This window comes from Pseudomonas sp. NFACC41-3 (genome assembly GCF_900109505.1).
Lineage (GTDB): Bacteria > Pseudomonadota > Gammaproteobacteria > Pseudomonadales > Pseudomonadaceae > Aquipseudomonas > Aquipseudomonas chlororaphis.
This window is the reverse complement of sequence record NZ_FOAE01000001.1, coordinates 1,643,961-1,657,835: the sequence shown is the minus strand read 5'-3', so window position 1 is coordinate 1,657,835 and position 13,875 is coordinate 1,643,961. Positions and strand designations below refer to the sequence as shown.

Genomic DNA, 13,875 nt, shown 5'->3' with positions numbered 1-13,875 from the left:
TCCGATGAACTTCACAACCATGGCCGCTGAAGTGGTGATGCAGGACCTGATCGATTGCCTGCTGGCCGAAGACTTTTTTGGCCGCGAACCCTTGCCGCTGCTGACCGCCAGCCAATGGCGCCAGGCCCATCCAGAAGCGCCAGCCCTCGAAGCCCCAACCCTTGAAGGCGCGGATGCCCGGCAGCGGATCTGGGAATGGTGCTGCGACGCCCAGGAACAGCGCTTTATCAGCATCGCCCTGCGCCCGGGCATCACCCAGCAGTGGGAAAAGGTCCCGGGCACGCAGGTTCTGGCCCGCCAGGAGCAGCGCTGGACCGCCCTGGGCCCGGTGGACTTCATGCGCCGGGTGTTCACCGGCATGGGCCCGCGTTTCCAGGACAACGAGAAGGGCCTGACGCTGTTTCTCGAAGTGCTGCATATCAGCGTCTGGCAGACCGCCTTGTCCCTGGAGCACCGGGTTGACCACCAGGGCCTGATGGCCCAGGACGGCGCCACCTTTTTCCGCACCATGGAGCAGTGGGCTTCGCTGCGCGATCGTCCGTACCACCCGCTGGCCAAGGCCAAGCAGGGTTTGCTGCAGGCCGAATACCAGCAGTACCAGGCCGAGTTCGCCCAGCCGGTGGCGCTGAACTGGGTGGCGGTGCGCAAGGACCTGCTACAAGGCGGCGCGGGCGTGGCGGACCTGGAACAGGTCTACCCGGCGCGCTACCTGTTGCCGGAAACCTTGCAGGAACGCCTGGCCGCGGAGCTGCGCGAGCGCGGTATCGGTGACAGCCACGTGGCCTTGCCGGCGCACCCGTGGCAGCTCGAGCATGTGTTGCCGGCGCAGCTGGGCGATGCCTTCGCCCGTGGCGACTGCCAGCGCCTGGACTTCAGCGAAGCCACGGTCTTCGCCACCTCGTCGCTGCGTTCGATGACCCCGTGTTTTGCCAGCGCCGACTACCTCAAGCTGCCGATGGCCATCTATTCCCTGGGCGCCTCGCGCTACCTGCCGGCGGTGAAGATGATCAACGGCGGCCTCAGCGAGGCGCTGCTGCATCAGGTGCGGCGCCTCGATCCGGTGCTGGAACAGAGCCTGCACCTGTGCGACGAGAGCAAGTGGTGGGCCTTCATGCCGCCCCAGGCGACCCTGTTCGACGAGGCGCCGCGGCACCTGTCGGCGATGGTCCGCGGTTACCCGCAAGCCTTGCTCGACGACCCGGACTGCCGCCTGCTGCCGATGGCCGCCCTGGGCACGCCATTGCCCGGCAGCAACCGGCACTTCTTCGATGAGTGGATGCAGTACCGCGAACTGCCGGCGACCCAGGCTTCGGTGCTGACCCTGTTCGGCGAGCTGTGCCAGCGCTTCTTCGACGTCAACCTGCGGATGTTCCGCCTGGGCATGCTCGGCGAGGTGCACGGGCAGAACGCGGTGCTGGTGTGGAAGGCCGGCCAGGCCCAGGGCCTGCTGCTGCGCGACCACGATTCGCTGCGCATCTTCGTGCCGTGGCTGGAGCGCAACGGCATGGCCGACCCGGAGTACCGGATCAAGAAGGGCCACGCCAACACCCTGTACCACCAGCGTCCCGAGGACCTGCTGTTCTGGCTGCAGACCCTGGCGATCCAGGTCAACGTGCGGGCGATCATCGACACCCTGGCCCAGGTCTACGCCGTGCCGGCCACCACGCTGTGGAGCACCTTGCGCCAGGTATTGGACGCTCTGTTGCAGAGCATCGACTTCGACGACGAGGCGCGGGCGATGATCAGGCACCAGCTGTTCGAAGCGCCGCGCTGGCCGCAGAAGCTGTTGCTGACGCCGATGATCGAACGCGCCGGCGGCCCGGGCAGCATGCCATTCGGCAAGGGCGAGGTGGTCAACCCGTTCCAGCGGCTGGCTTCCGATGCCTGACCCGCTGATCCATCCCGGCAGGCGCACGCTGTTGCGCCTGTCCCTGGGGTTGCTGGCCTTGCCACGGATCGCCCGCGCCGAACCGCTGCGCCTGGTCACCCTGTTCCAGGGCGCCACCGACAGCGCCGTGGCGCTGGGCGTGACGCCCTGCGGCATCGTCGACTCCTGGAGCGAGAAACCCATGTACCGCTACCTGCGCCCGGCCGTGCAGGGGGTGCCCCATGTCGGCCTGGAAACCCAGCCGAGCCTGGAGGACATTGCCCTGTTGCGTCCGGACTTGATCGTCGCCTCGCGGTTTCGCCACCAGCGCATCGCGCCCCTGCTGGAGCAGATGGGCCGGGTGGTGATGCTCGACGAGGTGTTCGAGTTCAAGCGCACCCTGGCGCTGATGGGCGCGGCGCTCGGCCGGCAACCCCAGGCCATGGAGCTGCTGGCCCAGTGGGAGCAACGCCTGGGCCAGCTGCGCGCGCAATTGCAGGCGCGCTTCGCCGGGCGCTGGCCGCTGACCGTCGCGGTGCTGGATATCCGCGAGGACCATATTCGCAGCTACCTGCCGGACAGCTTCGCCGGCTCGGTGCTCAGCGAACTGGGGTTCGCCTGGACGCCAGCCGCCCGCGAGGCCCGGGGGGCATCCCTGAAACTCACCAGTAAAGAGAGCTTGCCGGTGGTCAACGCCGATCTGTTTTTCGTCTTCCAGCGCACCGACAGCCCGGCTGCGCAACGCAATTACCAGAACCTGGTCCGGCACCCGCTGTGGCAGCAGTTGCGGGCCCCGCGCGCCGGCCTGGTGTGGCGCGTCGACAGCGTGGCCTGGAGCCTGTCGGGGGGCATCCTGGGCGCCAATCTGATGCTCGATGAAATCGCCCGGGCGGCGGCGACATGAGCCCGGCCCTGAAACTTTCGGCCCTGGGGGGGCTGCTGTTGCTGTGCATGCTGTTGAGCCTGTCGACCGGGGCCAGCTGGATCGCCCCGCAGCAGATCGTCGGCACCCTGGTGCACCCCGATACCCTGGACCCGATCCACAGCCTGGTGGTGTCCACGCGGCTGTCACGGACCCTGATGGCGGTGGCCGTCGGTGCCAGCCTGGCGGTAGCCGGCGCCCTGATGCAGGCGCTGACCCGCAACCCGCTGGCATCGCCGGGGCTGTTCGGGGTCAACGCCGGCGCGACTTTCGCCATCATCCTCGGCTCGTCGCTGCTGGCGTTGCACGACCCGCAGCAGTGGCTGTGGTGCGCCTTTATCGGCGCGGCGGCGGCCGGCAGCCTGGTGTGGCTGATCGGCAACCGCGGGCAGGGCAGCCTCAATCCGCTGCGCATCGTGCTCGCCGGCGCGGCGATGACCGCGCTGTTTTCCGCCTTCAGCCAGGCGCTGCTGGTGGTCAACCAGGAAGGCCTGGACACCGTGCTGTTCTGGCTCGCCGGGTCGTTGTCCGAGCGCGACCTGGCGCTGGCCGCGCCCTTGCTGGTCGGCGTGCTCCTGGCCTTGCTCGGGGCCTTGCTGCTGGCCGGGCAGGTCAATGTGCTCAATGCCGGCGATGCGATCGCCATCGGCCTGGGCCAGCGCACCGGGCTGATCCGCCTGCTGATGAGCGTGCTGATCATCGGCCTGGCGGGTAGCGCGGTGGCGCTGGCGGGCAGCATCGGTTTCATCGGCCTGCTGGTGCCGCACATGGTGCGCAAGGGGCTGTCCATCGATCATCGCTGGTTGCTGCCGGGGTGCGCGGTGCTGGGGGCGATCCTGCTGTTGCTGGCCGACACCCTGGGGCGCCTGGTGATTCTGCCGCAGGAGGTGCCGGTGGGGGTGATGACCGCGTTGTTCGGCGCGCCGTTCTTTATTTTCCTGGCCCGTCGCGGAGGCCGTTATGAGTAACACCCTGACCCTGCGCACCGCCGGCTTTTCGCGGCGCATCGACCTGGCGACCCTGTGGCGGCTATTGCTGGCCGTGCTGGCGACGGCGCTGGTGATGCTCGGCGCCTTGTCCCTGGGCAAGCTCAACCTGTCGCCGCTGACCGTGCTGGAGCTGCTGTGGCGCGGCGGCGACGAGCGCCTGCTGTTCATCGTCGAGCAACTGCGCCTGCCGCGCCTGCTGCTGGCGGCCCTGGTCGGCGCGGCGCTGGCGGTGTCCGGCCTGATTTTGCAGAGCATCATCCGCAACCCGCTGGCGTCCCCCGATCTGCTGGGCATCACCAGCGGCGCCAGTGCCGCGGCGGTGCTGTACCTGTCGTTCTTTTCGTTGCTGCTGGGCCCGCAGTTTTTGCCATTGGCGGCGATGCTCGGCGCCGGGCTGGCGGCCCTGGCCATTTACCTGCTGGCCTGGAAGCAGGGCACCTCGCCGCTGCGCCTGGTGCTGATCGGCGTCGGCGTGTCGGCGCTGCTGGCGGCGGTGACCACCTTTGTCCTGGTGTTCAGCCCGCTGACCACCACCTTGTCGGCCTATGTCTGGCTCACCGGCAGCGTCTATGGCGCCAGCTGGCCGGAGCCGCGGGCCCTGGCCGGCTGGTTGCTGGCGATCCTGCCGTTGCTGGTGTGGCTGGCCCGCCAGGTGCGGGTGCAACAATTGGACGATGCCTTGGCCCAGGGCATCGGCGTGCGGGTACAGTGGCTGCGCGCCGGCCTGCTGCTGGTCAGCGTGGCCCTGGCCGGGGCGGCGGTGGCCTGGGGCGGGGCGATTGCCTTTGTCGGCCTGATCGCGCCGCACATCGCCAAGCGCCTGGTGGCCCCGGGCTTTGCCGGGCAGGCGGTGATGGCGGCGTTGGTCGGCGCCAACCTGGTGATGCTCGCCGACCTGATCGGGCGCACCCTGTTCCTGCCGCTGGATCTGCCGGCGGGGATCTTTGTTGCGGTGCTGGGCACGCCGTTCTTTCTTTATCTTTTGATCAACCAGCGGCACTAAGGAATTCCCGATGTCCTCGATGGCAACCCAGCAACTGACCCTGGGCTATCAGCGCCAGGTGATTATCGACGGGCTGGACCTGCAACTGCCGGCGGGCCAGGTGTCGGTGCTGATCGGCAGCAACGGCTGCGGCAAGAGCACCCTGCTCAAATCCCTGGCGCGGCTGCTCAAGCCGCAGCAGGGTTCGGTGATCCTCAATGGCGAGGATATCCAGCGCAAATCCACCGCGGCGGTGGCGCGCGAACTGGCGATCCTGCCGCAGATGCCCAGCGCCCCCGAAGGCATCACCGTGCGCCAGCTGGTGGCGCTGGGGCGTTATCCCTACCAGAACTGGATGCAGCAATGGTCGGCCCAGGACGAAGCCATGGTCGAGCGCGCCCTGTTGCAGACTGGCGTGCAGGCGCTGGCGGAGCGGCCGGTGGACGCCTTGTCCGGCGGCCAGCGCCAGCGGGTGTGGATCGCCATGACCCTGGCCCAGGACACCGAGATCGTGCTGCTCGACGAGCCCACCACCTTTCTCGACCTGGCGCACCAGATCGAAGTGCTGGACCTGTTGCGCGAACTCAATCGCCAGGAAAACAAGACCATCGTCATGGTCCTGCACGACCTCAACCTGGCCTGCCGCTACGCCGACCATATGGTGGCGGTGCACCAGCGCACCGCGTTCGCCCAGGGCCGGCCCGCGGAGATCCTGACCGAGGAACTGGTCAAGCAGGTGTTCGACCTCAATTGTCGGATCATCCCCGATCCGTTTTTCGGCACGCCGCTGTGCATTCCCTTTGGCCGGGAACTGCCGCGATGAACCTGCAAGCCGCCTTCAACCCGCAAGACTGGAGCGTGCTATCCGGGCCGCTGCGCCTGAAACCCATGGCCCAACGCGACCGCCAGCGCTCCCTCAGCGCCCGGGCCTTGCTCGACGATGAAACCTGCATCGCGCTGCTCGACCAGCTGGGGCCGGTGATCGGTTCGCCGACCCGGGCGATCACCGCCTCGCTGCTGGCCAAGCGTTTTTCCTTCCTCGCCACCGGCGCCTGCCTGTACGCCATGTCGGTGTGCGACCAGGGCCTGCTGCTGTCCCTGGACGACTGCGTGATCGAGTACGGCCACGACGACGGGCTCTGGACGTCGTCGATGCCGCTGGCGGACCGGCCGCCCCAGGCCTATGCCGCGGGTGAGCGCGACGCCTGGCGCGCGGCGATTGTCGAGGCGCTGTTCGCCGGAGTGCTGGCGCCGCTGTGGCAGACCTTCAACCGGGTCAGCGGCATCTCCCGGCGCATCCTCTGGGAAAACACCGCGGTGCGGGTCTATTCGCTGTACGAAAAACGCATGAGCAAGGTCGAGGACCCGCTGATCCGCCTGCGCCACGAGGCGGACTTCGACTGGCTGCTGCAAGAGGCCGCGCCAGCGCTGTTCGGCCTGGACTACAACCCGCTGCGGCACTTTCGCCGACCGCCGACGCAACTGGAGGAGGGCAAGAGCATCCGCTTTCGCCGCACCTGCTGCTTCTATTACGAGGCCACCGAGCCCGCCGAATACTGCTCCACCTGTCCGCTGTTGCGCCCGAGGAAATGCCGATGATCGCTCCCCGCCAACACCACGCCAGCGCCGCCTCGCTTGAGCATTACCACGGCATCGCGGCCTCGACCATTGGCCACTTTGGCGATGAGGGTTACCTGCGCGGTATCCGCCCGTTGTTCGACGGGCTGCGCATGCTCGGCAATGTGGTGACGGTCAAGGTCTTCGCCCCGGATGGCGCCATCCTGCGCGACGCGCTGCTGCTCAGCGAACCGGGGGACGTGTTGGTGATCCAGTGTGTGGGCGATCAGGAGTGCGCCTGCTGGGGCGAACTGCGGACCCTGGCCGGATTGATCAAGGGCCTGGCCGGGGTGGTGGTGGAGGGCGCGGTCACCGATGTCGACGCCTTGCGCGAACATCGCCTGCCGCTGTTCAGCCGTGGCGTCAGCGCCTACACCACCCGCGGCATCGGCGAGCAGGGGGAGGTCAACCTGCCTATCGAAGTGGCTGGGGTGCGGGTCAACCCGGGGGATATCGCCATCGGCGACGACGACGGCGTGTTCATCCTCGACCGGCAACGGGCCGAGGCGCTGTTGCCGCAGCTGCTGGCCAAGGAAGAGCAGGACCGCGAGCGGCGCGCGGCATTCTTGCAGCGCCTGGCCGCCATCCGCTGACGCGTCGGCAAACCGGCCGGGTTTGCACTTTTATAAGGCTCGCGGCCCCGGCCTTGCACCAGGCTAAGGCGATTCCTGGCCCAGGGTAGGCTATCCGGGAGCCTTGCAGAATGACCGCGCAAGTCCGCCAGCAGGGCCTTTCAAGGCGTGCGGCGCAGCCTGGCACAAAGGCTGCAAGACAGCCGCTAACGCCCCACCGCGCATGTCGCGGGCGGGCCGCCCCATCGGTCAACGCGGATCGATCGGCCAACCGGCCATGGGCACTCGGTGAGTCAGGCACAGCAGCCCGATCGCACACCGCAAATAACAGGCAAAGGCGCCTGGAACCGTAAGGTTTCAGGCGCTTTTTTTTTGCTTTAAAAAAACCGTGATTGGCTTGGGTCGGGTGCTATTTATGAATGCCATTGTTGCCCCTTTGAACACACACAAAACCCTGATCGTGATCGGCAACGGCATGGTCGGACATCATTGCGTCGAACAGCTGGTGGCGCGTGGCGCCCTCGTGCAGTACCGCCTGCACGTCTTCAGCGAAGAGCCGATGCGCGCCTACGACCGAGTGCACCTGTCCGAGTATTTCAGCGGTCGCGACGCCGAATCCTTGGCCCTGGGCGATGCCGCGCTGTACCAGACCCCGGGCCTGACCCTGCACCTGGGGGTGGCGGTGCTGCGCATCGACCGCGAGCACCGCCAGGTCATCACCGCCGCCGGCCCGGTGCACTACGACAAGCTGGTGCTGGCCACCGGTTCCTATCCCTTTGTGCCGCCGATCGAGGGCGCCGCAGGCGATTCGCGCCTGGTCTATCGCACCCTGCAAGACCTCGACGCCATCCGCGCCGCGGCCGCCAATGCCCGGCGCGGTGTGGTGGTGGGCGGCGGGCTGCTCGGCCTGGAGGCGGCCAACGCCTTGAAGAGCCTGGGCCTGGAAGCCCATGTGGTGGAGTTCGCCCCACGGCTGATGCCGGTGCAGCTGGACGAGCAGGGCGGTCGCGCGCTGAAGGCGCGGATCGAAGCCCTGGGCGTCGGCGTGCACCTGGGCAAGGGCACCCAGTCGATCAGCGCCGGCGAGCAGTACCGCTATCGGATGAACTTCGCCGGCGACGACTTCCTCGAAACCGACCTGATTGTGTTCTCCGCCGGGATTCGCGCCCAGGATGCCCTGGCCCGCGACTGCGCCCTGGAGATCGGCCCGCGCGGCGGCGTGGTGGTGGACAACCAGTGCCTGAGTGGCGACCCGCACATCTACGCGATCGGCGAGTGCGCCAGCTGGAACGGCAGCCTCTTCGGCCTGGTGGCCCCGGGTTACCAGATGGCCCGCAGCGTCGCCGCGCAGCTGTGCGGCGAGCCGGGCGAACCCTTCATGGGCGCGGACATGTCGACCAAGCTCAAGCTGCTGGGGGTCGATGTCGGCTCCATCGGCGACGCCCAGGGCCTGACCCCGGGTGCGCGCAGCTATCAGTTCATCGACGAGGCCACGGCCAGCTACCGGCGCCTGGTGGTGGATGCCAGCGGCAAGCAGGTGCTCGGCGCGGTGCTGGTGGGCGACAACAGCTACTACGACACCTTGCTGCAATACATGCAGAACGGCATCGCCTTGCCCGCCGAGCCGGCCGGCCTGATCCTGCCGTCCAGCGCCGGCGCGCCGACCCTCGGCCCGGGCGCCTTGCCCGAATCGGCCACGGTCTGTTCCTGCCATAACGTGACCAAGGGCGCGATCTGCTCGGCCATTGACGGCGGCTGTTCCGACCTCGGCCAGCTCAAGGCCCGGACCAAGGCCTGCACCGGTTGCGGCGGTTGCGCCGGCCTGCTCAAGCAGGTGTTCGAGCACGAACTGATCGCCCGTGGCGTCAGCGTCGACAAGAGCCTGTGCGAACATTTCGCCTACACCCGCCAGGAGCTGTACGCGCTGGTGCGAGTGGAGGGCATCCTCAGTTTCGACGAGATACTCGCCAAGCATGGCCGCGGCCACGTTGGCTGCGATATCTGCAAGCCGGCGGTGGGCTCGATCCTCGCCTCGTGCTGGAACCAGCCGATCATGGACCGCTCCCTGGTGCCGTTGCAGGACACCAACGACACCTTCATGGCCAACATGCAGAAGAACGGCACCTACTCGGTGGTGCCGCGGATCGCCGGTGGCGAGATCACCGCCGACAAGCTGATCGTGATCGGCCAGGTGGCGAAGAAATACGACCTCTACACCAAGATCACCGGCGGCCAGCGCATCGACCTGTTCGGCGCCCAGTTGCACCAGTTGCCGGATATCTGGGCCGAGCTGATCGCGGCCGGTTTCGAGACCGGGCATGCCTACGGCAAGTCGACCCGCACCGTGAAGTCCTGCGTGGGCAGTACCTGGTGTCGCTACGGCGTGCAGGACAGCGTGCGCATGGCCCTGGAGATCGAGGACCGCTACAAGGGCCTACGCTCGCCGCACAAGCTGAAGTTCGCGGTGTCCGGCTGCACCCGCGAATGCGCCGAGGCGCAGAGCAAGGACGTCGGCGTGATCGCCACTGAGAAGGGCTGGAACCTGTACGTCTGCGGCAACGGCGGCATGCGTCCGCGCCACGCCGAGCTGTTCGCCACCGACCTCGACGACCAGACGCTGATCCGCTACATCGACCGCTTCCTGATGTTCTACATCCGCACCGCCGACCGCCTGCAACGCACCTCGGTGTGGCGCGAGAGCCTGGAGGGCGGCCTGGATTACCTCAAGGCGGTGGTGATCGACGACAGTCTGGGCCTGGGCGCCGAACTGGAAGCGCAGATGCAGCTGGTGGTGGACCGCTACGAATGCGAATGGGCCAACGCCCTCAAGGACCCGGAAAAACTCAAGCGCTTCCGCACCTTCGTCAACGACCAGCGCCCCGACCCGGACATTCATTTTGTCGAGGAACGCGGCCAGCGCCGGCCGATCATGGCCGCCGAACTGAACCTGATCCCTGTCACCGAGGAGGTGCTCTGATGAGCCTGTCGCCAAGCCTGCAACCTATCGAAAGTGGATTCGCCGAGCAGCCCGGCGTGCAGTGGCAGGCGGTGTGCAGCCGCCAGGACCTGGTCAGCCACAGCGGCGTGGTGGTCTGGCACGACGGCGCCCAGGTGGCGCTGATCTACCTGCCGGATGCCGCGCAGCAGACCCTCTACGCCATCGACAACCACGACCCGCAGTCCGGCGCCAATGTGATCGGCCGCGGCCTGGTGGGCTGCATCAAGGATGAGCTGGTGATCGCCTCGCCCCTGTACAAGCAGCACTTCCGCCTGGCCGACGGCACCTGCCTGGAATACCCGGAGCAACGCCTGCGTACCTGGCCGGCGCGGCTGCGTGGCGACGTGGTGGAAATCGGCGTGCGCTAAGCCGCGCGCGCCTTACTCGATCCAGATCCATGCCTGACTTCGCGCCCCGTGGCGCGGGGCCGGAACCCCTGTTGCTCAAGGTATCGGAGACGCCTATGAAAACCGCTGCTCAGTTGCTGAAGTTGAAGGCCGTGGAACACCGCCAGGTGCACAGCATCGGCCCGGACCAGATGGTGCTCGAAGCACTGCAGATGATGGCGCAGAAAAACGTCGGCGCACTGCCGGTGATGGAGGCCGGGCAGGTGGTCGGCGTCATCAGCGAACGCGACTATGCGCGCAAGGTGGTGCTGCAAGGCCGCTCATCGGTGGGCACCCCGGTCCGCGCCATCATGAGCGCCCCCGTGGTCACCGCCGACAGCCAGCACAGCATCGAACGCTGCATGGCCGTGATGACCGACAGCCACCTGCGGCACCTGCCGGTGCTGGAAGGCGAGCAACTGATCGGGCTGCTGTCGATCGGCGATCTGGTGAAGGAAGCGATTGTCGAACAGGCGGATCTGATTCGGCAGTTGGAGCACTATATTCGGGGGGATTGAATCGAGGTCAGAGAAGGGGTTCCTGGTTTAGTCTGAAGGCGATCCCTTCCACGTTCATTTCAGTGTTGTACTGGAATACGGCTGTAATGTTTTTTGCCGTGCCGGGAAGGTGATAAGTATCCCAGCCACCAGTCATTCCAAGTACCGGCATTTTGAAAGGTGCTTTTGACTCCAAAGGCTCTCCGTAATGGGACCTTACCCAAGCTTGGTTCATTCGACGTTGAAGCTGGTACGGCAATCCATCCTCGTAAACTGAGTCGTCGTCGGAGGTCTTATGCAAGTAGATAGCGAGAGAGTCAAAGAGCTGAGTGCCTGAAAAGCCCAAATCTATTCCGGCTGCAGGTGACATGAACGAGGTCTCATCGCCCTCGAACATACCTTTTGGCGGCCCGCCAGGGAGATACATTCCAGATGCGATCAACTCGGAATAGGTCTTCCCCATACTTTTAATCAGGTCATCGATCATTGCGGCGTTCATATTCGTGCCAGTGTGCCCCGTAAAACTAAGGGTGGGATTTTTCGTTGAGTCTGAACACGATTCCTTCCACTTCCATCTCAACGGTGTACTTGAACAACACATTGATGTTTTTGGACATGCCTGGAAAACGATAGGTTTCCCATCCGCCTACCAGCCCACGCACAGGGATTTTGTAAGGACCTTTTGATTCCAGGGGCTCACCGTATTGGGATCTAACCCAGCTCTGGTTCATTTTTGTTTTGAGTTGATAGGGAAGCCCTCCTTTGTAGGTGGGCCTTCCGGGAAAGGTTTCCAGGAAAGTAATGAACAGGTCTTCAAACCGCTGATTGCTGGCCCAGAATCCCAGCTCAATACCCGGTTCAGGCGACATAGATAAGGTGTCGCTGTCCTCGAAAATACCTTTGGGCGGGCCGCCGGGAAGGTACATTCCGGAGGCAATCAGCTCCGGATAGGTGCAGCCAAGGCTTTTAATCAAGTCATCGATCATTTAAGCGGGTGATCTCTCGTTCAGTTCGAACACTATCGTTTCAACTTCCATCCTGGCGCTGTATTTAAAAACCACCTGTGTTCCTTTGGGAATGCTCGGAAAGCGATAAATGTCCCACCCTCCCGTCATGCCCCGTATGGGCATTTTGAAAGGTGCTTTTGACTCCAGTGGCTCTCCAAAGCGAGACCTTATCCACCCCAGATTCATTTGACTTTTAAGTTGGTAGGGTAGGCTTCCCTTGTAGAGGGACTTCCCTTGGAAGCTTTCCAGTAAGCTGATGAACAGCATTTCAAAGCGCTGACTCTTAGCCCAAAAACCTAATTCGATTCCAGGCTCAGGTGACATTGCCAAGGTCTCACTGTCCTCGAAAATACCTTTAGGCGGTCCACCTGGAAGATACATTCCGGAGGCAATCATTTCGGGATAGGTACGGCCGAGACTTTTAACCAAGTCATCAATTGTTGCTGCGTTCATATCAGTACCAACCCTGTTCTTGGTGGAGATTATGCAGGTGGGTGCGTGCCGTTTCGATCTGTTCTTCGGTAAAGCCTTCGTCCAGCAGATAAGGTTTCATAGCGTCGAGATTAGTATCTACAGCTGCACGCAGGTCAGAGGCATCCTCGACCTGCCGGGCCTTGGTGTTTCTACCTCCATACGTCGCACTGTATTTTTGGTGAACTTTTCGCGGGATCGCGATGCTCGGGGCTTTGCGTAAATTGTCTTGAATATCTTCACCTTGTATATGTGGATCGTTTGCTTTCAAAAAAGCTTCCAACGCCTTCTGCGACGGTATGTGATCAATATCCAACCCATCCTTGGCGCTTCTACTGGAAAGATCATTCGCCGGGCCGACTTCCAGCGGGTTGACCAGAGGCTTGGCGAAGACTAGGTACAACGAGCGGAGGCCGCTGTCTGCCGGGAAGGTGATGATGCAGTCTTCGACCTTGAGCTCGTCGAGAGGCGCGCCCTGGAGTTGGCTGTCGCCGCCTTCGGCGATGGGGTGGACCATGAGGTTGGCGAGTTCGTCGGTCACCCCCGGGTAGGGTGTCGGGGCGGTGACCACCGGGCCGTTGTGCGGTGTCCAGGTGATGGTGAGCGTGCCGAGGTGGGCCTGCATGGCGTTTTTGCCGGCGTTCCAGTGGGCCTTGATCACCGGGACGCTGTCCTGGCCCGACTGGGCGCTGGTGTGGATGCCATGGATTTGCAGCACACCCTGGCGGTCGCGGCGGAACTGGAAGCGCACCCGCGTGGTGGCGGCGCGCAGCTCGCGCAATTGTTCTTCGCTGTAGAAGGCGTCGTCGCCGAGCCGGGTCGGGGTCATGGCCAGGAGCAGCACCTGTCCCGCCGGGCCGCCGACGGTCCTGGCCGCGGTGCCGGCCATCTGCACTGACCAGGCGAAGCTCCTGAGGAGCCGTTCGCCGGCGACCCTGCCGAGCCCGACCTCGGTGGCCGAGGAGGCCATGAGCATGGTCTTGCCGAAATTGCCCGCGGGCTCGCTGGCGCTGCCGGCCCGGGTGGTGCCCCAGGGGACGCTGCTGATGGACTTGGCGAAGACCAGGTCGGTGCGAGGAACGGGATCGGGCCAGGGGTCTGGCCGAAGGTAGACCGGCTCCGCTTCGGGTGCGGGGCAGAGCAGGTTGCCGATTCCTGCGCTGGAGCTGTCGGTGACCAGCACCCAGTCGCCGTTTCTGACGGCGGCCAGAATTTCCCGGTCGCTGTTGATGCTGTAGTGCTCGCGCAACAGCTCGTCCAGCCCTTCAAGACTTGACCTGTTGCGTTGCAGCGCCATGCGCACCTGGGTTTCGGCGAAATACGGATCGTGCGCGTTCCGTGCCTGCCGGTCGGAGGCTTTCAACAAGCGCATGTCAGTAAGCGCAAATCAGTAAATGCATGAGCGGCCCCGGCTTCTGGATAAGCCACGCATGCTAGGGGGCCATCCTGGCGCGGCGCTTTAGGCCCTTTCTGAAACGCTCGAAAGAAAACTCGCTTGTGGGCCGGCGATAAAACCGGCGATCCGTTTCTGGCGCTAAAAGCTGCCGTTCGTCACGGCGCACGGAGC

14 protein-coding genes are annotated in these 13,875 nt (G+C 64.9%); 10 read left to right on the top strand and 4 right to left on the bottom strand.

The window, feature by feature from the left end:
• Positions 1-4 precede the first annotated feature (4 nt).
• From BMY68_RS07525 to BMY68_RS07480, 10 genes are all read left to right on the top strand, one after another.
• A complete protein-coding gene (locus tag BMY68_RS07525; protein ID WP_085530792.1) occupies positions 5-1,888 on the top strand; it encodes an IucA/IucC family protein in 1,884 nt (627 codons plus the stop codon).
• Entirely contained in the window at positions 1,881-2,771 is an 891-nt protein-coding gene (locus BMY68_RS07520) for an ABC transporter substrate-binding protein (RefSeq protein WP_085530793.1), read from the top strand. Before BMY68_RS07525 ends, BMY68_RS07520 begins: the two co-directional genes overlap by 8 nt.
• Positions 2,768-3,757, top strand: coding sequence for a FecCD family ABC transporter permease (locus tag BMY68_RS07515; RefSeq protein WP_085530794.1), 990 nt, complete (start codon positions 2,768-2,770; stop codon positions 3,755-3,757). The genes BMY68_RS07520 and BMY68_RS07515 overlap by 4 nt, the downstream gene beginning before the upstream one ends.
• Positions 3,750-4,781: a FecCD family ABC transporter permease gene (locus BMY68_RS07510; RefSeq protein ID WP_085530795.1), complete on the top strand. Its 1,032-nt coding sequence runs from the start codon at positions 3,750-3,752 to the stop codon at positions 4,779-4,781. Before BMY68_RS07515 ends, BMY68_RS07510 begins: the two co-directional genes overlap by 8 nt.
• Before the next feature lie 10 nt (positions 4,782-4,791).
• Positions 4,792-5,583 carry an ABC transporter ATP-binding protein gene (locus BMY68_RS07505; RefSeq protein WP_085530796.1) on the top strand — a complete coding sequence of 264 codons (792 nt, stop codon included), beginning with the start codon at positions 4,792-4,794 and terminating at the stop codon, positions 5,581-5,583.
• Complete coding sequence (locus BMY68_RS07500) at positions 5,580-6,359, top strand: IucA/IucC family C-terminal-domain containing protein (protein ID WP_085530797.1); 780 nt, start codon at positions 5,580-5,582, stop codon at positions 6,357-6,359. Before BMY68_RS07505 ends, BMY68_RS07500 begins: the two co-directional genes overlap by 4 nt.
• On the top strand, positions 6,356-6,970 hold the full coding sequence (locus tag BMY68_RS07495) for an RraA family protein (protein ID WP_085530798.1): 615 nt from the start codon (positions 6,356-6,358) through the stop codon (positions 6,968-6,970). The genes BMY68_RS07500 and BMY68_RS07495 overlap by 4 nt, the downstream gene beginning before the upstream one ends.
• Before the next feature lie 394 nt (positions 6,971-7,364).
• Entirely contained in the window at positions 7,365-9,926 is a 2,562-nt protein-coding gene (gene nirB, locus BMY68_RS07490) for a nitrite reductase large subunit NirB (RefSeq protein WP_085530799.1), read from the top strand.
• A complete protein-coding gene (gene nirD / locus BMY68_RS07485) occupies positions 9,926-10,315 on the top strand; it encodes a nitrite reductase small subunit NirD (RefSeq protein ID WP_025808817.1) in 390 nt (129 codons plus the stop codon). The genes nirB and nirD overlap by 1 nt, the downstream gene beginning before the upstream one ends.
• 95 nt (positions 10,316-10,410) lie before the next feature.
• On the top strand, positions 10,411-10,851 hold the full coding sequence (locus tag BMY68_RS07480) for a CBS domain-containing protein (protein ID WP_007925455.1): 441 nt from the start codon (positions 10,411-10,413) through the stop codon (positions 10,849-10,851).
• A gap of 7 nt (positions 10,852-10,858) precedes the next feature.
• On the opposite strand, the gene BMY68_RS07475 is transcribed toward BMY68_RS07480, so the two are convergent.
• From BMY68_RS07475 to BMY68_RS07460, 4 genes are read right to left on the bottom strand one after another with little or no spacing between them, the layout of a single operon-like run.
• A complete protein-coding gene (locus BMY68_RS07475; protein WP_085530800.1) occupies positions 10,859-11,329 on the bottom strand; it encodes a DUF6392 family protein in 471 nt (156 codons plus the stop codon).
• A 25-nt stretch (positions 11,330-11,354) separates the two neighbouring features.
• A complete protein-coding gene (locus BMY68_RS07470) occupies positions 11,355-11,816 on the bottom strand; it encodes a DUF6392 family protein (RefSeq protein ID WP_062825934.1) in 462 nt (153 codons plus the stop codon).
• Positions 11,817-12,290, bottom strand: coding sequence for a DUF6392 family protein (locus BMY68_RS07465; protein ID WP_085530801.1), 474 nt, complete (start codon positions 12,288-12,290; stop codon positions 11,817-11,819).
• A gap of 1 nt (position 12,291) precedes the next feature.
• Complete coding sequence (locus tag BMY68_RS07460) at positions 12,292-13,680, bottom strand: S-type pyocin domain-containing protein (RefSeq protein ID WP_085530802.1); 1,389 nt, start codon at positions 13,678-13,680, stop codon at positions 12,292-12,294.
• Positions 13,681-13,875 lie beyond the last annotated feature (195 nt).